Source organism: Streptomyces sp. NPDC058045 (assembly GCF_042885635.1).
Classification (GTDB): domain Bacteria; phylum Actinomycetota; class Actinomycetes; order Streptomycetales; family Streptomycetaceae; genus Streptomyces.
The window spans coordinates 46909-72005 of record NZ_JBHVRR010000003.1 but is presented as its reverse complement, the minus strand read 5'-3'; the positions used below and the strand labels follow the sequence as shown (position 1 = coordinate 72005).

Genomic DNA, 25097 nt, shown 5'->3' with positions numbered 1-25097 from the left:
CTCGGCTCAGCCTTTCGAGAACATGGACAGCATCCGGCGGGTGACGGCGAAGCCTCCGAAGATGTTGACACTCGTCAGCAGGATCGCCACGAAGGACAGGGTGGTGACCAGGGTGCTCTCGTGCCCGATCTGGAGCAGGGCACCGATCACGACGATCCCGGAGATGGCGTTGGTCACCGACATCAGCGGGGTGTGCAGCGCGTGGTGCACCTTGCCGATGACGTAGTAGCCGATGACCACGGCGAGTGCGAACACCGTGAAGTTCTCGGCGAGTTGGGCGGGGGCGAAGGCCAGCAGCAGGAACATCGCCACCATGCCGAGCCCGATCAGACCGAAGCGCCTGGCCGGTGTCAGCTTCGGCCGGTCCGGCTCGGGCACGACGGGTGCGGCCGCCGGTCGCGCGGCGGGCGCTGCGGACACCGGGACGGGCGGCGGCGGCCAGGTGACCTCGCCGTCCCGTACGACGGTCACCGCGCGCTGCACCACATCGTCGAAGTCGACCGTCGACCGGCCGTCCTTGGCGGGGGTGAGCAGCTTGACCAGGTTCACCAGGTTGGTGCCGAAGAGCTGCGAGGCCTGTGCGGGCAGCCGGGAGGCGAGGTCGGTGTAGCCGATGACGGTCACACCGTTGCCGGTGACCACCGCTTCGCCCGGGACGGTTCCCTCGACGTTGCCACCCTGGGAGGCGGCCATGTCCACGATGACACTGCCCGGTTTCATCGCGGCCACGTCCGCCGCCGTCAGCAGTCGCGGGGCGGCCCGGCCCGGGATCAGCGCGGTGGTGATCACGATGTCCACGTCCTCGGCCTGCCGGTGGTACAGCTCGGCGGCCGCCCGGTCGTAGTCGGCGGAGGTCGCCTTGGCGTAGCCGTCGGTGCTCGCCTCCTGGGCCACGTCCACCGGAAGGTACTCGCCGCCCAGCGAGGTCACCTGGTCGGCGACCTCGGGCCGCGGATCGGTGGCGCGGACCACCGCGCCGAGGCTGGAGGCGGCGCCGATCGCCGCCAGTCCGGCCACCCCGGCCCCGGCCACCAGGACCTTCGCCGGCGGCACCTTGCCCGCCGCGGTCACCTGGCCGGTGAAGAACCGCCCGAAGACATGCGCCGCCTCGATGACCGCGCGATAGCCGGCGATGTTCGCCATGGACGACAGGACGTCCATGGACTGCGCGCGCGAGATCCGCGGCACCGCGTCCAGCGCGAGGGCGGTCACCCCGGCCGCGGCCAACTCCTCCAGCAGCTCGGGCTTCTGCGCCGGGGCCAGCAGACCGAGCACGGTCGCACCCCGCCGCAGCCGGCCGATCTCGGCACCGGACGGTGCGTTCACCTTCAGTACGACATCCGCGTCCCAGGCCTTGCCGATCTCCGCACCGGCGTCGGTGTAGGCCTGGTCGGTGAAGCCGGAGGCCTCGCCGGCCCCGGACTCGACGGCGATCTCATAGCCGAGGCCGAGCAGTTGACGCACCGTCGCCGGGGTCGCCGCGACTCGGGTCTCCCCGGGGACGGACTCGGCGACCACGCCGATGCGCTGGGGCGGATGGTGCGCGAGTTCTTGAGCAGACATGTCTGGTGATCTCTCTTCGGACAAGGATGGATCTGGTCATGGCGTCATGGCGCTCCCCCATCCTCGGGGCCGGGCCGCGGAACAGGGGCGGGTTTGATGAACAAGCTGGGTCAGATGGCGGACCCGCCACCACATCCCGGAGCCACCCGGCCGAACGGAGCGGCCTCGCGGTCGATCGGGAGGCGGGCGCCCGTGAGCGGTAGGGCGGAGCCGCCGCGGCGGTGGGCGACGATCTCGGCGGTGATCGAGAGGGCGGCCTCATCGGGATGGCCGGCGCAGGGGTGCGGCCGTTCGAATCCAGGCCGATCGGTGACCGCAGCCGGGCCGGCTCCGCGTCGGTGGCCCCGGCCGCCCTCAGCCGGTCCAGGCGGTCCAGGCGGTCCAGGCGTGTACGGCGGGAGCCCATCGCGCCGACCTAGGCCACCTCGCCAGCGTCGGGGAAGCGCCGGGCCGTGGTGAAGACGGGGCGGGCGCCGCAGACGGTGACGTGGTCGACGGCTTCCTGAACCTCGCCCTGGCCTGGCGCGACCGGGAGGCCGGGACTGGCAACAGGCCGAAGTGGTCGGCGGCGTAAGTGAGTTGCTCCCGGCGCGTGCTCCCGGCGCTCGGGGTGGAGGCGTACCGCCCGACTGGTGGGACGGGTCTCCCCGGGCGGGTGCGGTTCTGCCAGAGTGATCACGCCCCCACCCCGAAGCCAACGCCCGGGTGCGGCCCCGCCGCCCGGGCACCCGCGAAGGAGCTCGCCGATGAAACGTGCCTCAGCCCTGTCCATCCTTGCCCTCGCCGGTCTCCTCACCGTCACCGCCGCGGCACCCGCGTCCTCCGGTGCCTCCGCGGACGCCCGCAACAAGGGCAACCCGCACGACAGCCTCCTCGACTCCGTACCGCGCACCGGTGTCCTCCGGGTGTGCACCACGGGCGACTACCGCCCCTTCACCCACCTCGACCCCAGCGACGGCACGTACAGCGGTGTCGACATCAAGATGGCCGCCGACCTGGCGAAGAGCCTCGACGCCAAACCGCGCTATGTGGCGACGACTTGGGCCAATCTCACTAAGGACGTCGCCTCGGGCCGCTGCGACATCGGCGCCGGCGGCGTCTCCATCACCCTGCCGCGCGCCCGCCAGGTGTACTTCAGCGAGCCCACCCGCCAGGACGGCAAGACGCCCATCGTGCGCTGCGCGGACAAGGCGAAGTTCGGCGACGGCACGCTGAAGGACATCGACAAGGCGGGCACGACCGTCATCGTCAACCCTGGTGGCACCAACGAACAGTTCGCACGCGCGAACATCAAACAGGCCACCATCAAGCTGCACCCGGAGAACACCACGATCTTCCAGGAGATCATCGCGGGCCGCGCCGACGTCATGATGACGGACGCGAGCGAGACCCTCTACCAGTCCAAGATCCACCCCGAACTGTGCTCCCTGCACCCGGACAAGCCCTTCACGTTCTCGGAGAAGGCGTACGCCGTGCCGCGCGGCGACGACCAATTCCAGGAGTACGTCGACCAGTTCGTCCACCTCGCGACCCATGACCGCACCTACGCGGCGTACGAGAAGGAGTGGATGGGCGACGCGGCGTAACGCACGGCGGTGAGGGCGGTGTGAGCGATCACGAAGTCCGCGATCACTCACACCGCCCCGCTGACACCCCCTAGGTGACCGCGTCAGTACGAGCAGGCGCCGACCAGGCCCTGCAGCGCGGACTTCTCCGACGATTGCAGATGCAGACCCCATTTGTACTTGCTGTGGATCCACATCTTCGCGTACGTGCAGCGCGCACCGCTGCGCGGCGGCACCCACGAGGCCGGATCGCGGTCACCCTTGGAGCTGTTGATCTCGGTGGTCACGGCGATGAGCTGGGGGCCGCTGAGGTCGTTGGCGAACGCCTTGCGCCGGTCGGTGGTCCACTGCCTGGCACCGGACCGCCATGCCTCCGCGAGGGCCACGACATGGTCGATGGACATCTGCGAGGCGGAGGAGCGGGTCACACCCTCGTAGTAGCTGTACCACTTGCCCGAGGTCAGATTGCAGTTCGCGTCGACGGTGTAGGAGTCCGCGTCACGCTTGAGCACCGTCTCCCGGGTGTTGCAGGTACCGGAGATGGTGATCCAGTGCGGGAACAGGCTTCGGGAGTAGCCGGTCATCGACTCCTCGGACCGCACGGTCAGACTGTTCAACTCACTCTGCGCCTGAGCTTTCGACGGGATACCCGGCGGCAACGCCGCCGCCGACGGCGCCGCACCGAGAGCGATACCGCCCGCGAGCACCACGGCCGCCAGCACGGCGGACCATTTACGGGAAACGACTGACAGGGATCTGATCAACGCGGCCTCCAAAGGCGGGCAGTGGCACCGACGATCGAGCGCGAACACATCACTGTGGCCATCACCGCGCGACCCAGCAGAAACCCCTCGCCGCCCTCCCCCGCCCCGAGGACCCCAGCCGAACTACCGCTGACAGCACCACAGTTGACACATGTAGACATGCCCATGCCAGGCCTGTCCGAAGCGCGAGGGAGGGGCCAACACCCCTTCTCGCGCCCCGGATGTCCTACCCGTCGCCCGGCAAGTCGGTCAGCCAGGCATGGATCCGCTGGTAGCGGCGGGCGGCGTCCTGGTGGGTCTCCGGGGAGAGCGTACGAACTCCTGGACTACCGACAGGGTGAGCCCCGGCCGGCCCACGACGACGTCGACACATATGTCGACATGCTGGAGGCCGTCGTCACCCGTGAGCCGATCTCGCGCACCGTCGACTGAAAGCGGGGGGGAGCGGACCCCAGGTGTTCGGGTCTGCCAGAGACACCGTGGCCTGACTGGACGCGCTCGGCGCCCAAGGACTTCACACGTGCACCATCCGCCCCGCCACCAACTCCGTGAGCCGGGGCCGGTGTTCGGTCAGGTAGAAGTGGGCGCCGGGGAAGGTGTCGAGGTGGAAGCCGTGGGGGGCGGTTTGGGACCAGGCGGACATGTCGTCGGGGGTGATGGACGGGTCCTCGGTGCCGAGGTAGGCGTAGACGGGGCAGTCGACGGGGGCGGCGGGGCGGGGGCCGTAGGTGCCGACGATGGTGAAGTCGGCGCGGATGGCGGGCATCACGATCTCGCGCAGGTCCGGGTCGGTGAGCAGTGCCTCGTCGGTGCCGCCGAGGCGGCGGACCTCCTCGATCAGCGCGGTGTCGCCCTGTTCGTGCAGCGGGCGCGGGGTCAGCCGGTGCGGCGGTTTGCGGCTGGAGACGTGCAGGGACTCGGCGGCCACCCCGTGCCGGCGGCTCAGCAGCAGGGCCGTCTCGTAGGCGAGGGAGGCGCCCATGCTGTGCCCGAAGAGGGTCAACGGCACGTCGAGCAGCGGCAGTAGGGCCCGGGTGAGGTGCTCGGTCAGCTCTTCCATGCGGTCGATGCACGGGTCGAGCAGCCGGTCGTGGCGGCCGGGGTAGCGGGCGACGAGTACCTCGGTCCCGGGGTCGAAGGCGGTGCCCCAGTCGTGGTAGAAGCTGGCCGAGCCGCCCGCGTGCGGCAGAACCAGCAGGCGGCGCCGGGGGGCGGGGGTGCGGGAGTAGCGGCGGAACCAGCGGTCCGCGGTGGTGGGGGCCGTGTCGGTGGCGGTGCCGGGGTTCATGCTGTCGTCCTTCGCGGAATCGGGGTGCTCCGGCCGTGGTCCGGGGTTGGATCAGCCCGCGCCGACCGCCGGTTGCAGCTCTCTGGTGCCGCTCTCCCCCGCCGGGTCCCGGGGTGGCGGTGTGCCCAGGTTGCGGGCCACCCAGTCCGGGTCGTACACCGTGTCGAGGTAGCGGTCGCCCTGGTCGGGGGCGAGGGCGACCGCGGTGAGGCGTTCGCCGCGGGGGCGGGCGGTGAGCCAGCCGAGGGCGCCGCTGACGACGGTGCCGGTGGACCCGCCGAACAGGAAGCCCTGCCGGGCCATGGCGTGGCAGCTCTCCAGGGTGTCCCGCTCCGGCACCATGACGACCTCGTCCACCAGCCGCTCGTCCAGGAGTTGGGGCCGTACGCCGGCGCCGAGTCCGGGGATGTGCCGGGTGCCGGCCGGGCCGCCGAAGGTCACCGAGCCGACGCTGTCCACCGCGACCACCCGTACCGGTAGCCGCTGCGCTCTGAGGTAGCGGGCGCAGCCCATCAGGGTGCCCGTGGTGCCGGCGCCGACGAACAGCACGTCGAGGTCGGGGAACTGGCGGGCGATGGCGGGCCCCGTGGTGCGGTAGTGGGCCAGCCAGTTGTGCGGGTTGACGTACTGGTTGAGCCAGACGTACCGGGGGTCGTAGTCGACCAGGCGCTGCACATAGTCGATCCGGGCGCCCAGCAGGCCGCGTTCGCGGTCGGGCCGGGAGATGACCAGGACGCGGGCGCCGAAGGACTCCATCAGCCGACGGGTCGCCGGGTTGCAGCGGGAGTCGGTGACGCAGACGAAGCCGTATCCGCGGTGTGCGGCGATCATGCTGAGGGCGACGCCCAGATTGCCCGAGGAGGACTCCACCAGCACGGCGCCCGGGGTGAGGATTCCGTCGCGTTCGGCTGCGAGCACCATCTCCAAGGCGGCCTTGAGCTTGACGGACCCGGCGAGGTTGATCCCCTCGTACTTGAGGTGGAGGGGCACCCCGAAGACGCCCTCCAGGTCCACGAACACATCGTCGACGTTGATCTCGTACGGGGCGGTGATGACCGTCACTTCGTCACCGCGTTCCCTGGTGCTCCGCGTCGGCCGTGGCGCGGCCGTAGCGGTCCAGTTCGTGGAAGAAGCCGTCCACGGTGTGCAGCCGGCCGGTGTCGCTCAGTTCGTCCAGGATGTGCCGGCCGAGGGCGAGGTCGAGTACGCCGAGGCCGAACGGGGAGAAGACGACGGGCCGGTCCTCGGGGAGCCGGACGCGGCCCTCCAGTACGTCGCAGAGGGTGCCGTCGATGAAGTCCCGTCCGCCGGTGAGCTGTTCGGCGAGGTGGGGGGAGGTCTCGGCCTTCAGGCAGTGCTCCACGTCGTCCAGGATGTTGGCGGAGCCGAGCAGGATCTCGGGGGCCAGGTCGCGCAGGGAGACGTTGAGGACGAGGGGGTTGTGGCCGAACCAGTCCGGGTCGTGGAGGTAGGGGCTGGGGGCGATGGTGGCGAGGACGACGAGGTCGCTGCCGCGGATGAGGTCCTCGGCGCTCTGGTGCACGGTGACGGGGGTGTCGCCGGGGCGGCTCTCCAGGTAGTCGGCGAATCCGCGGGCGTGGTCCGGTGACAGGTCGTGGACGCCGAGCGCGTCGAACTCCCAGTCGGTGGCCTCCAGATAGCGGTGGATGTAGCGCCCGATGAGGCCGCCGCCGATGAAGCCGACGCGGCGGGCGCGGCGGCCCCGGCTGAGGCGGTCGGCGGCGAGCGCAGCGGAGGCGGCGGTCCTGGAGGCGCTGATGATGGAGCTCTCCAGACAGGCCGTCGGATAGCCGGTGGTGTGGTCGTTGAGGATGAGGACGGCGGAGGCGCGCGGGATTCCGGCGGCGACGTTGTCCGGGAAGCTGGAGATCCACTTCAGGCCGTCGGTGGGCCGCTCGCCGCCGACCGAGGCGGGCAGCGCGATGATGCGCGAGGTGGGGCGGTCGGGGAAGCGCAGGAAGTACGAGGGCGGGTTGACCGAGTCGCCCCGGCCGTGCAGCTTGTAGACGTCCTCCACGAGGTCGACTACCTGTTTCTCACTGCCGGTGAGCACCTCGGCCACCTGGGCACCGGTGATGACGGCGAACGGCGGCACAAGCGGCTGGCGGGACATGGTCTGCTCCATCGTTGGTCGGTGGCCGGGCGCGGCGGGCCGCGCCCGGCGGGGCGGGACGGCGGTCGGTCAGGGGTGGGCGGGGACGGTCACCGGGTCGCCGAGGACGACGGCGATCTGCCGCTCCCCCTCGTAGGGCTCCCGGCTGTGCGCCATCCGCAGGTTGTCCACGATCAGCAGGTCGCCGTCGCGCCAGGGCTCGCGCAGGGTGTGCTTCTCGTAGACGCCGTTGATGGTGAGCACGGTGTCCTCGTCGAGGCTCGCGCCGCTGCCGTAGCGGCTGTTGAACGGGAGGCCGTCGGCGCCGAATTCGAAGGTGAGGTACTCGCGGATCACCGGGTCGAGGGTCCACTCGTTGAGGAAGGCGATCTGGTTGAACCAGCCGCGCCGTCCGGTCACCGGGTGGGTCAGTACGGCGGCGGCCCGCTGCCGGGTGCGCAGATCGCCGTTGGCCTGCCAGCGGCACTCGATGCCGCGGGGCGCGCAGTACGCCTCGACGGCGGCCCGGTCGTCGCTGCCGAAGGCGGTGGCGAGGCCGACGCCGACGGTCTCGGTGTAGGTGCGGTCGATCTGCCAGCCCTCGGTCTCGAAGCGGGCGACCAGTTCGGGCGGGAGTGCCGCGAGGACCTCGGCCGAGTCGCTGACGCCGGTGACTCCGCCGGACCCGGGTGCGGTGAGGCAGGCGAACAGCAGGGTGCCGGGGACCTCCCGGGCGTAACTCAGCTCGTGGTGCATACACATGGGCTGGTCGACGGGCCACTCCGAGGACGAGTACACCCCGTCGGCGAGGGCGTGGCGCGGGGCGAAGCCCTCGCGTTCGGTCATCACCTCGTGCAGCAGGGCGCGGCCGGTGCGGCCGACGGTCTCGGCGTCGGCGAGGCCGAGGCCGCGGACCAGGAGCGCGCCGTGCTCGCCGACGGTGGCGCGCAGCCGGTCGGCGTGCCGGGCGACCCAGTCCGCCGGGTCGGCGGGCGCGGGCCCGTCGAGTACCAGGACGGCGGGCCGGCCCTCGGTGCGGGCCACCGGGAAGGGCTCGGCGCCCGGCACGGCGGCGGGTGCCGTGGCGGCGGTGGGCCGGTCCGTGGGGGCGGGCGTGGCCGGTCGGCCCTCGTCGAGGAAGCGGGCGAGGTCCCGCAGTACGGGGTGGGCGACGACATCGCGCAGGGTGAACGCCCGCCCCGCCTTGACGACCAGCCGGACCGCGGAGAGGGAGGTGCCGCCCAGGTCGAAGAAGCCGTCGCCGCGCCCGACGCGGTCGGCGGGCAGGGACAGCACCTCGGCCCAGGCGGCCGCGAGGCGCCGCTCGGTGTCGGTCGCCGGAGCCTCGTGGCCCTCCGCCTCGTCCTGGGCGGCGAGTCGGGCGGCGAGCGTCCGCAGGGCCTTCTTGTCGGTCTTGCCGTTGCCGGTGAGCGGCAGGGCGTCGAGCCGCACCACCTGGCCGGGCACCATGTACGGGGGCAGCGTCTGCCGCAGCCGCTCGCGCAGGGTGTCGGAGGGTGTGTCGGCGCCGCTCTGGAAGGCGACGAGGTGGCGGCCCCGGTCGGGCAGGTCGACCACGACGACGGCGCCGTCGCGGACGTCGGGCAGCCGCACCAGTTGGTTCTCGATCTCGCCGATCTCGATCCGGAATCCGCGGATCTTGACCTGGGCGTCGCGCCGGCCGAGGAACTCCAGGGTGCCGCCGGGCAGCCAGCGCCCGAAGTCGCCCGAGCGGTACAGGCGTTGGCCCGGCCGGTGCGGGTCCTCGGTGAAGGACTGGGCGGTCCGTTCCGGGTCGTTGACATAGCCGCGGCCCACGCACACCCCGGAGAAGACGATCTCGCCGGGGGCGCCGAGGGGCACCGGGCGCAGCGCCTCGTCCACCACATAGACGCGGACGTTGCGCACGGGGCGGCCCAGGGGCACCGAGTCCCAGGCCGGTACCCGGGTCATGACCTCGTGGTTGGTGTCGTCGCTGGTTTCGGTGAGGCCGTAGGCGTTCACCAGGGGCACCTGCGGGAAGCGGTCGAACCAGCGGACCGCCAGCTCCTTCTTCAGTGCCTCGCCGGTGACCGAGAGGCAGCGCAGCGCGGGCAGGGGGCGCGGCCGCTCCTCCAGGCGGCTGAGGACCACCTCCAGATAGGAGGGGACGAGTTGGAGTACGGCGGCTTTGCCCTCCTCGACCGTGTCGAGGAAGCGGTCCACATCGAGGATCGCCTCCTGCTCCACGATCAGGGTGGAGCCGCCCACCAGCAGTGCGGCGACCAGTTGCCACAGGGAGATGTCGAAGGACTGCGGGGCGGTCTGGGCGATGACCTGCCCGGCGCCGATCCCCTGGTCCTCGATTTTGGCGAGGAGGTGGTTGAGGAACCCGGCGTGCTCGCACATGGCGCCCTTGGGTTCGCCGGTGGAGCCCGAGGTGAAGTACAGATAGGCGAGTTGGTCCGCGGTGACGGGGACTTCGGGGTCGGTGCCGGGGTGGTCCTCGGCCAGGGCGGCGGCCGTGGTGAGCAGTTCCGTTCCGGCCGGTGCGGCCCGGGTGAGGTGGTCGGGGACGCCGTCCTCGGTGAGTACCAGGCGGCAGCCGCTGCGGGCCAGGGTGCGCGCCATCCGGTCGGCGGGGGCGTGCGGTTCGACGGGCAGATAGGCGCAGCCCGCCTTGAGGACGCCGAGGACGCAGGCCAGCCAGTCGAGGTTCCGTTCGGTGACCACGGCGACCACGGCTTCGGGCTCGGGGTCGCGGGCGAGGACGGCGTGCGCGATCCGGTTGGCGCGGGTGTTGAGTTCCCCGTAGGTCCAGGTGGTGCCCGCGTGGACGGCGGCGGTGTCCCCGGGTCTGCGGGCGGCCCGCTCCTCGAAGAGCTGATGGAACCTCTTGTCCGGCAACTCGACCGCGGGACCCGCGAGTCGGTCGATCTGGTGGCGGTGTTCCGCGGCGGTGAGCAGGCTGTGGGCGCGTACCGGGGAATCAGGTTCCGCGGCCAGCGCGGTGAGGGCGGCCAGGTAGTAGCCGGCGATCCGGGCGGCGGCCTCGGCGTCCACCACATCGGTGCGGAAGCGCAGCGTCAGGCTCAGACCGCCCTGGTCCGGGTGGAGCCGGGTGGTGAGGACGGTGCCCGCGGGCGGCTCCCCCGGGCCGTCCTGGCCGAGGTCGAGGACGGTTTCGAAGAGGCCCTCGACCGGTTCGGCCGCGGAGCGCGCCGAGGCCGTGAGCAGCTCCCGCCAACTCCCCCCGCCGAGGCCGACGGTACGGGCCCGCGGGGGACCGCCGTCCGGCGCGGTGTACCCGGTGTGCAGGGTGTCCTCGCCGCTCAGCGCGGTCAGTACCGCGGTGTGCGCGGCGAGCAGTGCGGCCTCCCAGCCGGTGCCGGTCCGCCGGGCCAGCAGCCGCACCCGGGCGGCCAGCCGCAGCGGTACGGGACGGGTGAGCGCGGCCCAGCCTGTGCCCGCGGACCGCTCGCCGCCCGGGGTGACCCAGCGGGGCAGGATGCGCGGGGGCGCGGCGGTGGTGGTCATCACTCGCTCCTCTCAGGGCTGGAGCCGCCGCCGGGGAGGTCCCGGAAGGGCGGCGCCTCGAAGGGTGCGTCGCTGGTGCCGTCCCAGCGGTCGCCGCGTACGGCGGCCACGAAGGCGCTGACCCGCTCGGCGCCCCAGAACGGCTCACGGCCGTGGACGAAGAACGGCACCCCGAACGCGTCGTCGTGGTAGGCCGAGATCAGGCACTCCACTCCTCTGATGCGCAGGTCCGGATCGTCCACGGAGTCGGCGAGCGACGCGGGGAGGCCGAGTTCGCGGGCGATGTCCGCGACGGTCTCGCGTTCGGCGAGGTCCCGGCCCTGCAACCACCGTGCCTGGTAGGCGAGTTCGACGAAGGACCGGCCCAGGCCCTGGTCCTCGGCGGCGAGGTAGGCGAGGTGGGAGACCTCCCAGTGCGGGGCCCGGTCCACCGGCCAGGTCACCTCCCAGCCGCGGGCGTGCGCCCAGCGCCGGGCGTCGCGCAGGATGTAGAAGTTCTTGGTGCGGTGCATCGGCATCACCGGCAGGGTCACCCCGGCCCCGGTCAGCAGCCGGGTGGACTCCTCGTCCGGCTCCCAGTACGGGATCCACTCGATGCGGTCCAGGGCGTCGGGGTACTTCTCGGTGAGGTCGCGGTAGGCGAACCACGAGTACGGACTGCGCAGCGAGAAGTACCATCTGGGCTGCTTCCTGCGGCCTCTTGCGGTGCTCACAGTGCTATTCCCCCGTCGATCTGGACAACGGATCCGGTGATGTAGGCGGCGCGCGGCCCGGCGAGGAAGGACACCAGGTCGGCGACCTCCTCGGCGGTGCCCATCCGGCCGAGTGCGACTCCGGCGAGCGCCTTGGTGCGCACCCGCTCGGGGACGGCGGCCACCATGTCGGTGTCGACGAAGCCCGGCGCGACGACGTTGACGCGGACGCCGTAGCGGCCGATCTCCTTGGCGAGGGACTTGGAGAAGCCGATGATCCCGGCCTTGGAGGCGGCGTAGTTGGTCTGGGTGGCGTTGCCGTACACCCCGGCGACCGAGGAGATGTTGACGAGGGAGCCACGGCGCCGCTTCATCATGGAGAAGGCGGCGATGCGGCAGACGTGGAAGACGCCGTCGAGGTTGGTGGCGAGCACCGAGCGCCAGTCGTCGTCGGACATCGACACCAGGGCCTTGTCGCGGGTGATGCCGGCGGAGGTGACCGCGGTGTCCACCGGGCCGAGGTCGCCCTCGGTGCGGGCGATCCACTCGCGTACCGCTTCGGGGTCGGTGACATCGACCCGGTGGGGCAGGACCCGGGCGCCGAGCGCCCCGGCCTCCTTGGCGAGGACCTCGGCCGCGTCGGGGCTGGAGTGGTAGCAGAAGCTGATGTCGTGCCCGTCCGCCGCGAGCCGCAGCACCGCGGCCCGGCCGATCCCCCGGGAGCCCCCGCTGATCAGGGCCACGGGTCTGGATTCGGTCGTCATCGGGTCTCTCTTCCGGGCGCGGCGGACACGGGTACGGGCGGCTCGGCGGGGCGCGGTGTTCCGGCAGCGCGGAGTGTTCCGGCGGGGCGCAGTGTTCCGGCGGGGCGGAAGGCCATCACCATGCGGTCCACGGTCATCACGGTGTCCTCGCCGCGGTGGCAACTCCCCTCGAACACAACGGAGTCGGGCAGCGCGAGCGCGATCCGCACCCGGTGCTCGATGACATCGCCGGGCCGCACCGGCAGCGTGAACTCTGCCCCGGTCACCGAGCCGAACACCATGACCTGGTCTTCGGGTGCGCCGCCCGAGGCCAGGGCGAGCAGGCCCGCCGACTGCCCCCAGGACTCGACCAGCAGGACCTGCGGGTAGTCGGACCCGGCGGGCGCGCCCGCGTACCAGGGCTCGTTGAGGGTGATCGCCTTCAGTGCTGTGATCCGCTCCCCCGGCACCAGTTCGGCGACCCGGTCGACCAGCAGCATCGGGTAGCGGTGCGGGAGTGCCGCGGCGACCTCGGCCGGGTTCATCGCGCACCTCCCCGGGCGGCGAAGCGCAGCTTGACCCGGGCCGCCCGCCCCCGCGCGGTGGCGGCGGTCGCGTCACAGCGCCAACCGGCCCCGGTACGGCGCCAGTCGAGGGTGAGGGCGAGGGTGTCGCCGGCGTGGACGGAGGTGGCGAAGCGGGCCGACTCCACGGCGGTCAGCGGCCCGGGCGCGACGTCCGGAGCGGCGTCGGCGGCGGCCCGGCGCACACACTCCACGATGCACACCCCGGGGAAGATCGGAAACCCCGGGTAGTGCCCGGCGAACACCGGCTCCCCGTCGAGGATGTGGACACTCGCCGCCGCGGTGAGGCCCTCCGCCGTGCGCGCCTCGACGCGGACCGGAGCGGCGACCGGGCTGGCCGTGCCCGCGGCGGCCGGCGGGGCCTTCATCGGGCTCCCGCCGTGCGGAGTACCGCGCAGACCAGGGAGCCATCCCGGTCGGCGGCCGTCACCACGGCGGCCCGGCCCGCGGCGGCGGGGTCCTGCGCGGCGACGGCGAGCAGTGCGGCGATCTGGAACTGGGTGGTCGCCGCGGACAGATCGCCGAGTCTGCCGATGGCCGGCACCTGTGCGAGAGCGGTGCTCCCGCAGATCTCGGTGAGGACCTCCCGTTCGAGGTGCCCGAGGAGTCCGGGCGCGTCGCTGGGGACCGCGGCCCACACCCCCTCGGGGTCCACTCCGGCCTGGTCGAGGGCGGAGCGTACGCAGGTCTCCAGGGCGCCGCGGACCCGGCTGCCGGTGGCGACGCGGGAGCCGACCGCCAACACCTCGGCGAGCGGCGGCCGTTCGGGGCCGGCGGCGTCGCCGGGGCGGACCAGCAGCACGGCGGCGCCCTCACCGAGAGCGACCCCCGGGGCTTCGGCGCCCCGGCTGTGCCGCTCCAGCCAGTACCGGGCGTGGGAGAACTCCTCGGCGCTGCCGCAGAGTACGGAGTCGGCGCGGCCGTTGGCCAGCAGGCGGGTGGCGTAGTTCAGCGCGAGCAGTCCGGCGGCGCGGCCACCGGCCAGGGTGGTGTTGGGGCCCTTGATGCCGTGCCGGATGGCGCACTGCCCGGCCGCGCAGTTCATCACCGCGTTGGGGATGACCGCGGGGTCCACGTCGGAGGGATGCGCGCGTTCCAGGGAGCTGCGGGTGAAGTCCATCATGCTGGCGGCGCTGCCCGTGGTGGTGGCGAGGACCAGGCCCGCCCGCCCGCCGGTCTCCGTCTCGCGGCGGGCTCCCGGCTGGTCGAGCAGGGAGCCGACGGCGGCGACCGCGAGCCCGGTGACCCGGTCCATGGAGCGGGTGCCCTTCCTGCCGAGCGCCTCGCGGACCTCGAAGCCGGGTACCAGGTGGGCCCGGCCGGCGGGGACCCGCCAGCGCTCGGTGTCGACGGCCGTCGCGGTGGGCCGCTGGGCGCGCAGGCCCTCGGCGAAGGCCGCGGCGCCGATGCCGTGCGGGGAGATCGCCGACCAGCCGGTGATCACCGGCGGCGGGGTCGTCGCGGCGTTCATGAGACGGCCTTGCGGGGTGTGGTGAGGGCGCGCACGGTGGCCTGGTCGAACGCGGCCAACTCCCAGCGGTTGGGCGCCACTTCCTGGAGATAGCCGTGGGTGATGGTGCCGGTGGCGGTCTTCACCAGGTGGCCGTCGCGCAGGACGTAGCAGTCCATGCGGGTGGAGTAGAGGAGGGTCTTGAGGATGTTCTCCACCGTGTAGACGGTGTAGACCTCCTCCTCCATCAGGGTCTCGTCGAGGAGTTGGACGCGGGACTGGGTGACGACGGGGATCCAGCCGCGGGTGTCCAGGACCTCCTTGATGGCGAGGCCGCGATCGGCGAGGAAGAGGTCCTCGACCTCCTCCATGATCCGCAGGAACCCGGACATCTGGACGCGTTCGTTGTAGTGGCCGTAGAAGTAGCCGACGCGCCACCGCCAGCCGAACGCGTTGGTCTCGCCGATGAGTTCGCTGAGCACCGGGTCGGCGGTGGTACCGCGCCCGGCGGTGAACTCGCCGTACGGGACGGGCGCCGCGGCCACCTCCAGCCGCTCGCCGGTGCCCAGGCGGGCGGTGGTGAACCGCTCCAGTCCGGCGGGGGCGGTCTCCTCGGCGGCGATATGGCCGTCCACGCGCAGCGCCACGGCCACGGTGGAGTCGGCGCACCGCACCCGGCGGCCGTCCCGCGCCACGAACTGCTCGACGCGGAAACGGAACCGGTCGCCGTCCGGGACCTTGGGGGTGACGACGGCTTCGACCTCGTCGTCCATGTCGAGGAGCGCGCCGAGCCGGGAGCGGATGTCGACCAGGTCGAAGCCGAGCCCGAAGCGCCGGTAGAGGTCCCCGACGGGCAGCCCGGCCTGCCGGAAGTGGTCCCGTACGGCCGCTTCGGCCAGGTAGTTGATGTGCTTGAAGCCGATGGCGAAGCTGATGTTGTTGCCCTCGGACAGGGGGCGCAGCCGGGCGGTGGTCGGGGTCTGCAGCAGCGCCGCCACCGCGGGGTCGGGCGTCAGGTCCATCACGGACTCCTTCAGGTCGGAACGTGTCACGTCGTGCGGAGAGGGCGGGGGCGCAGTGCGCGGTGGTCGAGGAACTCGTGTACGGCGGCGGCGAGTCGGGCGGGCTGCTCCAGCATCGGGAAGTGGCCGCAGCGGGGCAGGATCAGGCACTCGCCCGAAGGCAGCGCGTCCGCGAGGGTGCGGGCGTGGGCGGCCGGTGCGGACCGGTCGGCGCCGCCGCCGACCACCAGGACGGGGGTGTCGACCAGTTGGACCGGGAACAGCGGTGTGCGCAGGTAGTTCTCGAAGAACCTGAGCCAGCCGTAGGGCCCGATCCACTCGGTCATCCGCCGCGCCATGTCCGCGAGGCGGCCCGCTTCGATGGGGTGGCCCGGAGTGGAGAGCCGGATCGACTCGGCCATGGTGCGGGGGAAGTCGTCCAGGGTGGGCGCGATCATGTCCCACCGGAAGTCGTCGGCGTCGTCCTGGTAGAAGGGGTTGGCGAGGACGACACCAGCCGTGTCGGGCGGACGGCCCTCGGCGGCGCGGCGGCTCAGCAGGTCGAGCATCAGCACCGAGCTGAACGAGTGGGCCACCACCAGGTCCGCTCCGCCGGGTATCCGGTCGAGGAGTCCGGCCAGCAGGGCGGTGGAGTCGTCCTGGTGGCGCCACTCGGTGATACCGCCGCTGTGCCAGGGCAGCCGGGGGGTGTGGACGCGCAGCCCGGGGCGCCAGTGGCCGGCGATCCGCGACCAGACGCCCTCGTTGTTGCCGAGCCCGTGCAGCAGCACGACATTGGCCCCGTCACCGCTCATCGACCGCTCCCCGGGGCCAGCAGGGACACTCCGGCGCGGCCGGCCAGGGCGTGCACGGTGGTCGGGCCGCCGCCGCGGGCGAACCAGCCGACCGCGGCCGCGCACTGCACCACGCCCAGCGCGCCCGAGAGTTCGCCCCGGTCGGCCAGCGTGATCCGCCGCTCACCGGGCGGGACGGCGTCCGTACCGGCGTCGAGCCAGAGGCTGTCGCCGGGGTGCCGGGCGCGGAGCGCGGCGGCGGTGGCGGCCGGGGTGGCGGTGCGGACCACAGCGCCGAGCCGCGCCCGGGCCGGTGCGGTGCCGGCCCGGCTCAGTACGACGGCCGCTCCCCCGTCGGCCACCGGTCCGCCGACCAGCCTGCGGGTGACCTCGTTGTCCGGTTCCACCCCGGTGACCAGTACATGGTCGGCGCGGCCGGAGCGCAGCAGTACGGCGGCCCAGCGCAGCGCGTCGAGACCGGACGAACCGCCGTTGCACACCGTGAGGTTGGGGCCGCGCAGCCGGTAGCGGATAGCGGTCTCGGAGGCGGTGATGTTGCTGGAGGCGTTGGGGGTGTCCATGGGACGCAGGGCCATGGTGGACCCCTTGGCGATGCTCTGCACGGCCCGGCACACGGTGTCCGCGTTGCCCAGGTTGGAGCTGACCACGGTGGCGATCCGGTCGCCGGGCACGGTCGGTTCGCCGTCGTGGAGGAGCCCGGCGTCGGTGAGTGCGCCATGGGCGAGGTGCAGGCCGAGCCGGGTGGCGCGGTCGTTGAACCGCAGGCCCTTTCGGCCGATGACGGCGGTGGGGTCGACGGGTGCGGCCCCGGTCGGCGCCGGGCCGAGCAGACCCTCCGGGTCGGCGGTCCCGGGCAGCGCCACGGCCACCCCGGTGACGACGGCACTCATACCGCACCCCCCACCACGGCGACGGCGTTGACTCCGCCGAAGCCGAAGCTGTTGACCTGCGCCAGTCGCAGCGGCGCGGCCAGGGGCTCCCCCGTCACCAGGTTCAACTCCCGTGCCTCCGCCATGGGTTGGGCCAGATTCGCCACCGGCGGTACCAGCCCGGTGGCCAGTGCGCGCAGGGCGGTGATCAGGCTGAGCAGTCCGGCCGACCCCGAGGTGTGGCCGGTGAGCGACTTGACGCCGGTGAGGGCGGGCCGGGAGCCGTCGAAGACGCCGCCGGTGACGACGGCCTCGGTGCGGTCGTTGAGCGGGGTGCCGGTGCCGTGCAGGACCACCAGGTCGATATCGGCCGGCTCCGCCCCGGCCCGCCGCTGGGCCTGTCGTACGGCGGCGGTGACGCCCGCCTCGTCGGGCGCGGTCTGGTGGTGTGCGTCGCAGTTGGCGGCCACCGAGTGCAGCAGGCCGCGGACGGGGCGCTCGCCCGCGTCGCGGGTGAGGACGACGGCGGCGGCGCCCTCGCCGAGGATGGTGCCGCGCCGCCGGTCGTCGAAGGGGCGGACATCGGGCGGCGGATCGAACTGGACCCGGTCGGCGAGCCCGAACATGCTCTCGGTGACCACGTCGCAGCCGGCCACCACGACGGTGTCGGCCTCGCCCAGCTCCAGCAGGTCCCAGCCGAGCGCCAGCGCGTAGAGGGACGCCGAGCAGGCCCCGGCGAAGGTGTGGGTGTCGTCGGCGCCGAACTCCTCGGCCAGCGCCCGTTCGAAGTGCAGCCCGTCGGCGTCGAAGGGGACGCCGTCGCGCCACCACAGCTCCAGCGAACGCAGCTCGCGCAGCCCGGTGCCGACCAGTACCGGGATGCCGGAGAGGTCGTCGGGGAGCCCGGCGTCGCGCACCGCCTGGCGTACGGCGTGCACCAGGAAGCGGGTGGCGCGGCCCGGTTCGTCGACGCCCTCGTCCCGCCGGTCGTCGATCTCGAACAACTGCTGGGCGTTGTACCGGGTGCGGTCGAAGGCCTTCAGCGGGCCGAGTCCGCTGCGCCCGGCACACAGGCTGTCGAAGATCTCACCGGGGTCGGCGCCGATGGAGGCGATCGCTCCGGTACCGATGATCGGGTAGGTCACCGGGGCTCACCGTCCCCGTCGTAGCGGCCGAGGACGGCGATGGCGTTGTTGCCGCCGAAGGCGAGGCCGTTGTTCTGCACGATGCGCAGATCGGCCTCGACGGCGTGGTTGGGTACGCAGTCGATCGGGCAGTCGGGGTCGGTGCGGGTGTGGTTGATGGTCGGCGGGATGAAGCCGTGGGTGAGGGCGAGGCCGCAGGCGATCGCCCCGAGGGCGCTGGCGGCGCCCATGGTGTGGCCGAGCATGGATTTCAGCGACACGGTGCGGGGCGGTTCGCTGCCGAACACCGCGCGGATGGCGGCTGCTTCGGTCACATCGTTGGCCTTGGTGCCGGTGCCGTGCGCCGAGATCAGATCGACCTCCTCGGGCTTCACTCCGGCGTTCTCCAGCGCCAGACTCATGCACTGGGCGACGCTGTCGCCGTTGGGCGCGACCTGGTGGTAGGCGTCGCAGTTCAGGCCGTAGCCGAGGACCTCGGCGTAGATGGTGGCGCCGCGGGCGAGGGCGCTGTCCAGGCTCTCCAGCACCAGGACGCCGGCGCCCTCACCGGTGAGGATGCCCTTGCGGTCGATGTCGAAGGGGCTGCACCGCTCGGGGGCGATGGTGCCGAGGCGGTAGAAGCCGGTGAAGGTCTTGCGGCACATGGCGTCGGCGCCGCCGCACAGCGCGTAGTCCACCTCTCCGGAGCCGACCGCGTCGAAGCCGTAGCCGATCGCGTAGTTGCCCGCGGAGCAGGCGGTGGCGATGGTGGGGGCTTCGACATCGGCGAGGCCGAGTTCCTGCGCGATGGTGGTGGAGAGCCTGGCCGGTGAGACGCGCCGCACGGTCTCCGGGTCCATCTGCTCCGGCCCGTCGGCGAGTTCGGCGGCCACCAGCCGGTCGAGGTCGTAGGACTCGCCGTCCGTGGTGCCGACGGAGATCAGGCCCCGCCGTCCGGCGAGCCCCCCGGGGTCCAGCCCGGCGTCCCGCAGCGCCATCACGGCCGCCGCCACGGCGAAGCGGCTGGCGCGGCCCAACTCCCGTACCGGGGTGCGGGATATCCACTGCTCGGGGTCGAAGTCCCGCACCTCGCAGCCGTTGACATGGACGAAGCCCGTCACATCGAACAGCGAGATGGGACTGGTGCCGCTGCGGCCGGCCCGCAGGCCCTGGGTGAATTCCTCGGCCCCGATGCCGATGCTGGAGATCACTCCGAAACCGGTGAGAACCACCCGGCGTTTCCCGGTCGCACCGGGGCGTACTGAGGGCATTTCTTTCTCCTTTGACCTTCGGACCGGCAGACGGCGGTCAGCGGGCGGGAGCCTCCGCGACGACCTGGTAGACGGCCTCCAGATTCACCATCTCGGCGAGCTTGGCCTGGTCGATGGTGATATCGAACTCCCGCTCCAGGGCGGCGAGGATCTCGATTGCGCGCAGTGAATCCGCGCCGTGGTCGTCGATGAAGAGACTGGTGTCGGTGACCACTTCCTCCTCCAGTTCCAGGATGTCCACGACGATGTCCCGGACGGCGGTGCGACGGTCTTCGGCGAGTGCCGGCATTGTTTTCTCCCAGAGGTTTTCTTGAGGGGGACGGAGGTTTCTCGATGGGGCCGGGCGGTACCGCTCAGGCGGACCCGGCGTCCATGGCGACGGCGAGGCTCCGCGGCCGCATATCGGTCCAGTTCTCGTTCACATAGTCGAGGCATTCCTGGAGTGCGGCGGCTCCGTGCACCTTCCGCCAGCCGGCCGGAATCTCCGCGAACACGGGCCAGAGGGAATGCTGCCCCTCATCGTTCACCAGTACGTGGTACTCGGCTTCTTCATCCTCGAACGGATTGGCCATGAACTTCTTCCCTTCCTGGCACGGTCGCCCAATTCGAGCCGACCCTACGCAGCCGGGAAACACACCGACAAGGTCTGCCGGTAAGCACGCGCACCAGGCGGTCGAGAGATTTCGATGAGAAGAATTGAATAATGCGTTGCCACCGTTTCCGCCACCGCTCCGGCAGCCGGGCAAAGGGCCCGGAAACCGCCGCGGGTCCCCACCGGCCGTACAGCAGCCGCCCACTTCCGTCACCCAGCGGACTCATTCGCACACCGACTGTCACCGCAGGGGCATCGAAGATTCTTCACCGGGCCCCGGCACCGCCCCTCCGCGCCGGGCTACCGTGCCGCGAGCCGACCGACGGCAACGAGAGGAGGCGCCGCGATGACCGGGCAACCGATCCGTCCACGCCCGCGGCCCGAGGCCCACCGGACCCTGTTCTGCCTCAGCTACTGCGGGGGCGGCACCGCCCCGTTCCGCCCCTGGGCCGAAGCCCTGCCCGGGGACACCGAACTCGCCCTGTACTGCTACCCGGGCCGGGAGGCCCGCTACGGCGAGCCCTTCGCCGGCACCTGGGACGAGCTGCTGGGCGACGCCCTGGCCGCCCTGCGGTCCACCGCGAGCCGCGACTATGTGCTCTTCGGGCACAGCATGGGCGCCTCGCTCGCCTTCGACTTGGCGCTGCGCGCCGAACGCGCCGGGCTGCGGGCGCCCGCGGCGGTGGTCGTCTCCGCGGCGCCCGCACCCGGCGAGCGCACCGGTCCGCCCGGCGCCCCACCGCACTCGGGGAACACCGACGCGGAACTCCTGGAGTGGATGCTCAGCTCCGGCCAGTTGCCCCAAGAGGTGTGCGGCGAACCGGAGTTGACGGCGATGGCGGTGGAGATCTTCCGCGCCGACCTGGTCGCCTCGGACAGCCGCCGCCACCGCGGCGGCGACCGGCTCGGCGTGCCGCTCCAACTGCTGTACGGGGTGGACGACGACCTGGACGAGACGGCCGTCGCCGCCTGGCGCGCGCTGGCCGCCGGCCCGTTCACCGCCACCCGCCTGGACGGCGGCCACTTCTACACACCCGCGGTGTGGAGCGGGCTGCCCCACCGGATGGACGCCCTGAACGGTCAACGGGCCGTGTTGTAGCCCCCTTTGCCGGAAGGAGGCGGCCGGTGCCGGTCAGCTCCGGCGGGACTCGCGCAGGACCCGGCGGCGGATCGCGGCCAGCATGGATCTGCGGGTCAGCCCACTGCCGGCGCGGATCAGGTACCAGTAGGGCGCGAACACCCGGCGGGTCCGCTCATCGGTGGCCAGGATGCGGGTCTCGGAGCTCAACACCCCTTGCGCGTAACGGACGTTCATCCCGACCTTGAGGATGCCCGGTTCCCGGCAGCCGGTGACGATCTCCAGCAGGGTGCCCGGGGGACGGGGTGTGTCGCCCGGCGCCTGGGCGCCGACGAAGAGGAACTCGTCCTCGGCGCTGGGCGCCACCTCGCCCATGGTGCTGAGGAAGTCCGGGACGATGCGCCGGCCGGCCGAGACATCGGCCCGGGTGAGGGCCACCAGGGCGCGGGCCAGCGGCGCCTCGCCCCAGGTCGTGGCGTGGACCGCCGCCATCACCCGGTCCGTCGCCACCCCCCGGACCGGAACGCGGTGCAGCTCCCGGAAATGCCACTCGGGCAGCAACCGGTCCAGTTCCGATGGTTCCGATCCGTTCTCACCAGGCATTTCCTTGCCTTCCCCGAGAAATCGGCGACGCTCGCACCGCAGGGATTCTAGAGAAGGGCCCTGAGCGGTCCTCCGTCCCTTTGCCGCCCTGGCAGGTAAATGCCAACATGCCGCCTTTCCGCCTCTCCCCGCACCGGAAAAGCCGCCCGGCGTCCCGGAGTTGTCACCAAAAGGACGCCCCCCCCCACGGCGGCCGGCGGCGGAACATCCGGGATACCGCCCCGCTTCCCGCCGCCCCGGCTCTGGGAGACACCCCCTAGGATGCGGCGGATGATCACAAGCGGCGGGAACCGCCTTCGTACCCGGGTGCTCCGCCCGGCCTGTGCCGCGCTGGCCGTGCTCACGGTGCTGGGCGGGCTGGTCGCGGGCGGGACGGCGGGGTGGCGTCCGGCCGCCACCATGACGGTGGCGGTACTCGCCGCGCTGGCCGTGGCGGGCTGGCGGGACCGGGTGCCGATGGTGCCGGTGGTGCTCGTGCTGACGGCGGCCTCCGCACTGGGCACCGCCTTCTCCCACCCCCCGGAGACCCTCCGCTCGGCGGGACTGCTGACGCTGGTGGAGATCGCCGCGACCCTGCTGCTGCTCTGCCTGCTCGCCCGGTACGCCCCGGCCCGTACCGCCATCGTCCTCTGCCCGGTGCTCGGGCTGCTGGCCTCGACGGTGATCCTGCGGCTCCAGGTCCCGCCGACCCTGCTGGAGGCCGCCGCACAGAGCGCGTTCTTCGCCCTGGGCGCGATCGCCGCGGGCGCCGTCGGCGGATATCTGCGCGGCCTGGAGTCCCGTCGGCTGACCTCGGTACGGGAGGCGCGCCGTCATCAGCGGCTCGAACTCGCCCGCGATCTGCATGACTTCGTCGCCCACGATGTCTCGGGCATCGTGGTCCTGGCCCAGGCGGCGCAGGTCGTCGGCGCCGACCGGCCACAGGAGGTGCTGCCGATCCTCCGTCAGATCGAGGCCGCCGGACTCCAGGCGCTCAACTCCATGGACCGCACCGTCCGGATGCTGGACGACTCCGCCGGCGGCGGGCGCACCGGCCCCGCCGAGACCGCCCCGCACGCCTACGGTCTCGGCGATATCGCCGATGTGGTGGACCGGTTCCGGGACACCGGACGGGCCGAGGTACGGGCGGACATCCGGCTCACCCCCGAGGAGGCGGACCGGGTGCCGCGCGAGGTGGCGAACACCGCCCACCGGATCGTGGTCGAGGCGCTCACCAACATCCGCCGGCACGCGGGCGCCACCCCGCTGGTCACCGTGTCCGTGGCGGTATGCGGGCCACCGGAGACTCAACTCCCCGTGCTGGAGGTGTCGGTCGTCAACAGCGTCCCGTCGATCACCGAATCCGCCGGCGGCCTCCTCGGCGATGGCGGGCGGCACGGCGGGGGCACCGGCCTGACCGGGCTCGCCGAGCGGGCCTCGGCCCTCGGCGGAAGCCTGGAGTACGGGCCGCACGGCGACAGGGGCTGGCGGGTCGGCGCGGTCCTCCCCCTGGACTGAGACGGCGGCCCGTACACCTTCTCCGAGTTCCGCAATACCAGTTCGACAATTCTGATCCGCGCTCCAGGAATTCGCCCACCGCGGCTACCGTACGGGTACAGGCGACGGCCCATGGGGTCCCTTTCGGTCATCCCTCGAAATCCCGAAGACCGGCAGCGGACTTATCTGTGCCGAGTGAAGGGAATTCCATGGAGACCCCGATGATCGAATTGACGGACGTCACCAAGACGTTCGGCCGGACAAAGGCCCTGGACGGGGTGAGCCTGACCGTGGAACGCGGCACGGTCCTCGGCCTGCTCGGGCACAACGGCGCCGGGAAGACCACCGTCGTCGGCATCCTCAGCACCCTGTCGCTGCCGACCGCGGGACGGGCCCGGGTGGCCGGTCTCGACGTGGTCGCGGCACCGGAGGAGGTGCGCCGCCGCATCGGCCTCACCGGCCAGTACGCCTCGGTGGACGAGACCCTCTCCGGCTACGCCAACCTCGTACTCATCGGGCGGCTGCTGGGCGCCACCCGGGCCCAAGCCGCCGCCCGCGCCGAGGAGTTGCTCGAACTCTTCTCCCTCAGCGAGGCGGCCAGGCGGGCCGCCAAGGGCTACTCGGGCGGGATGCGCCGCCGGCTGGACCTGGCGGCGAGCATGGTGGGGCACCCGGATGTCATCTTCCTCGACGAGCCCACCACCGGCCTCGACCCGGCGGCCCGCCGCGGCCTGTGGGACGTGGTGCGGCGCCTCGTCCGCGACGGCACCACCGTCCTGCTGACCACCCAGTACCTGGACGAGGCCGATGTCCTCGCCGACGCCATCACCGTGCTCGGCTCCGGCCGCGTCATCGCCTCCGGCACCGCACAGGAGCTGAAGGAACGGGTGGGCCGCCGCTCGGTGTCGGTGCGGGTGCGGGACACCCAGGACCGCGCCCAGGCCGAGTCGGCGCTGCGGAAGGCCGGGCTGGCACCCGCGTACGAGGACGACGGGCTGGTGCTGACCATGCCCGTGCGGGACTCCACGGCCCTGGCGCAGGTCGTCCGGGCCACCGACGAGGCGACCGTGGACCTCGCGGGGCTGGAGTTCAGCGAACCCTCCCTGGACGACGTGTACATGGCCCTGAACCACTCCACCGCCAGTCAGGAATCACGATGACCCTCACCACCGACCGGGCCGGGACGGCGGCTCCATCGGCCCCCACGCGGTTCTCCGGAACCGGCAGGCTCCACCAGATCGTCATCCTCTCCGGGCGCTCGCTCCAGGCGCTGCGCGACCCCTCGCTGGTCCTGCCGGGTGTGCTGGAACCGATCCTGATGCTGACGGTGTTCAGCCAGGTCTTCAAAAGCGTCTCGCAGACCTCGTCGTTCCCGGCGGGCGTCAGCTATATCGACTACCTGCTGCCGGCCTTCCTGGTCACCGGCTCGATCAGCGCGGGCCTCAAGTCGGGGGTGGCGCTGACCACGGAGATGCACAACGGGATCGTCGCCCGCTTCAAGTCGATGCCGATCCACACCGGTTCGGTCCTCGTCGGCCGCAGCATCGCCGACACCGCGCTGAACGCGATCAACATGCTGGTGATGCTGGGCGCGGGCGCCCTGGTCTTCGGCTACGGCCCGGACGGGGGGCTGCTGGGGTCCCTGGGCGCGATGCTGGTGGCGGTGGCGCTCGGCTGGTCCCTGGGCTGGGTGTTCATGGCCCTGTCGGCCTGGCTGCGTCGCCCGGAGTCCCTCCAGCCCATCGGCGGGATGCTCAACCTGGTGCTGCTCTTCGCCTCCAACGCCTTCGTCCCGCCGGACGGACTGCCCGGCTGGCTGAAGGCCTTCGCCGAGGTCAACCCGATGTCCTTCGCCATCAGCGCCGCCCGGAACCTGGCCCTCGGCGAACCGGACGCGGGCAACGTCCTGGGCACGCTGGCGGCCTGTGTGGTCATCGTCGCGCTGGCGGCCCCGGTGGCGGTCCGTGCCTTCCGCCGGGCGACCTGAGCC

The 25097-nt window shown here is 72.2% G+C and carries 24 protein-coding genes and 1 pseudogene; 5 read left to right on the top strand and 20 right to left on the bottom strand.

Annotated elements, in window-relative coordinates; all coding sequences use genetic code 11:
- Positions 1 to 6: 6 nt before the first annotated feature.
- Positions 7 to 1563 (bottom strand): Re/Si-specific NAD(P)(+) transhydrogenase subunit alpha, encoded by a 1557-nt coding sequence (locus ACFVST_RS03245; RefSeq protein WP_390146353.1) that lies wholly within the window; start codon positions 1561 to 1563, stop codon positions 7 to 9.
- 110 nt (positions 1564 to 1673) lie between these two features.
- Positions 1674 to 2053: pseudogene (locus tag ACFVST_RS03240) on the bottom strand (XdhC family protein); the annotation flags it as partial.
- Positions 2054 to 2309: 256 nt separating this feature from the next.
- Between ACFVST_RS03240 and ACFVST_RS03235 the strand changes: the two are divergent.
- Positions 2310 to 3149 carry a transporter substrate-binding domain-containing protein gene (locus tag ACFVST_RS03235; RefSeq protein WP_390146351.1) on the top strand — a complete coding sequence of 280 codons (840 nt, stop codon included), beginning with the start codon at positions 2310 to 2312 and terminating at the stop codon, positions 3147 to 3149.
- Positions 3150 to 3232: 83 nt separating this feature from the next.
- On the opposite strand, the gene ACFVST_RS03230 is transcribed toward ACFVST_RS03235, so the two are convergent.
- The 17 genes from ACFVST_RS03230 to ACFVST_RS03150 all read right to left on the bottom strand — a co-directional run bounded on the left by ACFVST_RS03230 (position 3233) and on the right by ACFVST_RS03150 (position 19930).
- Complete coding sequence (locus tag ACFVST_RS03230) at positions 3233 to 3892, bottom strand: HNH endonuclease family protein (RefSeq protein ID WP_390146349.1); 660 nt, start codon at positions 3890 to 3892, stop codon at positions 3233 to 3235.
- A 514-nt stretch (positions 3893 to 4406) separates the two neighbouring features.
- Entirely contained in the window at positions 4407 to 5180 is a 774-nt protein-coding gene (locus ACFVST_RS03225; RefSeq protein ID WP_390146347.1) for a thioesterase II family protein, read from the bottom strand.
- A 51-nt stretch (positions 5181 to 5231) separates the two neighbouring features.
- The gene (gene sbnA, locus ACFVST_RS03220; protein ID WP_390146345.1) at positions 5232 to 6242 is read right to left on the bottom strand and encodes a 2,3-diaminopropionate biosynthesis protein SbnA; all 1011 of its coding nucleotides are present in this window, start codon (positions 6240 to 6242) and stop codon (positions 5232 to 5234) included.
- A gap of 4 nt (positions 6243 to 6246) precedes the next feature.
- On the bottom strand, positions 6247 to 7314 hold the full coding sequence (sbnB, locus tag ACFVST_RS03215; RefSeq protein WP_390146343.1) for a 2,3-diaminopropionate biosynthesis protein SbnB: 1068 nt from the start codon (positions 7312 to 7314) through the stop codon (positions 6247 to 6249).
- A gap of 69 nt (positions 7315 to 7383) precedes the next feature.
- The gene (locus ACFVST_RS03210) at positions 7384 to 10809 is read right to left on the bottom strand and encodes an amino acid adenylation domain-containing protein (RefSeq protein WP_390146341.1); all 3426 of its coding nucleotides are present in this window, start codon (positions 10807 to 10809) and stop codon (positions 7384 to 7386) included.
- Positions 10809 to 11522, bottom strand: coding sequence for a 2-hydroxychromene-2-carboxylate isomerase (locus ACFVST_RS03205; RefSeq protein ID WP_390146339.1), 714 nt, complete (start codon positions 11520 to 11522; stop codon positions 10809 to 10811). The genes ACFVST_RS03210 and ACFVST_RS03205 overlap by 1 nt, the downstream gene beginning before the upstream one ends.
- Positions 11519 to 12265: a 3-oxoacyl-ACP reductase FabG gene (gene fabG / locus ACFVST_RS03200; protein WP_390146337.1), complete on the bottom strand. Its 747-nt coding sequence runs from the start codon at positions 12263 to 12265 to the stop codon at positions 11519 to 11521. The genes ACFVST_RS03205 and fabG overlap by 4 nt, the downstream gene beginning before the upstream one ends.
- A complete protein-coding gene (locus ACFVST_RS03195) occupies positions 12262 to 12789 on the bottom strand; it encodes a 3-hydroxyacyl-ACP dehydratase FabZ family protein (protein WP_390146335.1) in 528 nt (175 codons plus the stop codon). Before ACFVST_RS03195 ends, fabG begins: the two co-directional genes overlap by 4 nt.
- Positions 12786 to 13196, bottom strand: a complete 411-nt coding sequence (locus ACFVST_RS03190) for a hypothetical protein (RefSeq protein WP_390146333.1) — start codon at positions 13194 to 13196, stop codon at positions 12786 to 12788. Before ACFVST_RS03190 ends, ACFVST_RS03195 begins: the two co-directional genes overlap by 4 nt.
- Positions 13193 to 14299, bottom strand: a complete 1107-nt coding sequence (locus ACFVST_RS03185) for a beta-ketoacyl synthase N-terminal-like domain-containing protein (protein WP_390146331.1) — start codon at positions 14297 to 14299, stop codon at positions 13193 to 13195. The genes ACFVST_RS03190 and ACFVST_RS03185 overlap by 4 nt, the downstream gene beginning before the upstream one ends.
- Positions 14296 to 15300 (bottom strand): hypothetical protein, encoded by a 1005-nt coding sequence (locus ACFVST_RS03180; protein ID WP_390146329.1) that lies wholly within the window; start codon positions 15298 to 15300, stop codon positions 14296 to 14298. The genes ACFVST_RS03185 and ACFVST_RS03180 overlap by 4 nt, the downstream gene beginning before the upstream one ends.
- Positions 15301 to 15326: 26 nt before the next feature.
- A complete protein-coding gene (locus ACFVST_RS03175; protein WP_390146327.1) occupies positions 15327 to 16094 on the bottom strand; it encodes an alpha/beta fold hydrolase in 768 nt (255 codons plus the stop codon).
- Positions 16091 to 16984, bottom strand: a complete 894-nt coding sequence (locus ACFVST_RS03170; RefSeq protein WP_390146325.1) for a beta-ketoacyl synthase N-terminal-like domain-containing protein — start codon at positions 16982 to 16984, stop codon at positions 16091 to 16093. The genes ACFVST_RS03175 and ACFVST_RS03170 overlap by 4 nt, the downstream gene beginning before the upstream one ends.
- On the bottom strand, positions 16981 to 18108 hold the full coding sequence (locus ACFVST_RS03165) for a beta-ketoacyl-[acyl-carrier-protein] synthase family protein (RefSeq protein ID WP_390146323.1): 1128 nt from the start codon (positions 18106 to 18108) through the stop codon (positions 16981 to 16983). The genes ACFVST_RS03170 and ACFVST_RS03165 overlap by 4 nt, the downstream gene beginning before the upstream one ends.
- The gene (locus ACFVST_RS03160) at positions 18105 to 19358 is read right to left on the bottom strand and encodes a beta-ketoacyl-[acyl-carrier-protein] synthase family protein (RefSeq protein WP_390146321.1); all 1254 of its coding nucleotides are present in this window, start codon (positions 19356 to 19358) and stop codon (positions 18105 to 18107) included. Before ACFVST_RS03160 ends, ACFVST_RS03165 begins: the two co-directional genes overlap by 4 nt.
- Before the next feature lie 37 nt (positions 19359 to 19395).
- Complete coding sequence (locus ACFVST_RS03155; protein WP_390146319.1) at positions 19396 to 19647, bottom strand: acyl carrier protein; 252 nt, start codon at positions 19645 to 19647, stop codon at positions 19396 to 19398.
- 64 nt (positions 19648 to 19711) lie between these two features.
- The gene (locus ACFVST_RS03150; protein ID WP_390146317.1) at positions 19712 to 19930 is read right to left on the bottom strand and encodes an MbtH family protein; all 219 of its coding nucleotides are present in this window, start codon (positions 19928 to 19930) and stop codon (positions 19712 to 19714) included.
- Positions 19931 to 20296: 366 nt separating this feature from the next.
- On the opposite strand from ACFVST_RS03150, the gene ACFVST_RS03145 reads away from it, so the two are divergent.
- Positions 20297 to 21049, top strand: a complete 753-nt coding sequence (locus ACFVST_RS03145; RefSeq protein ID WP_390146315.1) for a thioesterase II family protein — start codon at positions 20297 to 20299, stop codon at positions 21047 to 21049.
- 33 nt (positions 21050 to 21082) lie between these two features.
- Here the strand turns inward: ACFVST_RS03145 and ACFVST_RS03140 are convergent, their stop codons facing one another.
- Positions 21083 to 21631, bottom strand: coding sequence for a hypothetical protein (locus ACFVST_RS03140; protein WP_390146313.1), 549 nt, complete (start codon positions 21629 to 21631; stop codon positions 21083 to 21085).
- Positions 21632 to 21901: 270 nt separating this feature from the next.
- Between ACFVST_RS03140 and ACFVST_RS03135 the strand changes: the two genes are divergently transcribed.
- The 3 genes from ACFVST_RS03135 (at position 21902) to ACFVST_RS03125 (ending at position 25094) form a co-directional block, all read left to right on the top strand.
- Entirely contained in the window at positions 21902 to 23128 is a 1227-nt protein-coding gene (locus ACFVST_RS03135; protein ID WP_390146311.1) for a sensor histidine kinase, read from the top strand.
- 188 nt (positions 23129 to 23316) lie between these two features.
- On the top strand, positions 23317 to 24267 hold the full coding sequence (locus tag ACFVST_RS03130; RefSeq protein WP_390146309.1) for an ATP-binding cassette domain-containing protein: 951 nt from the start codon (positions 23317 to 23319) through the stop codon (positions 24265 to 24267).
- Complete coding sequence (locus ACFVST_RS03125; RefSeq protein ID WP_390146307.1) at positions 24264 to 25094, top strand: ABC transporter permease; 831 nt, start codon at positions 24264 to 24266, stop codon at positions 25092 to 25094. The genes ACFVST_RS03130 and ACFVST_RS03125 overlap by 4 nt, the downstream gene beginning before the upstream one ends.
- Positions 25095 to 25097 lie beyond the last annotated feature (3 nt).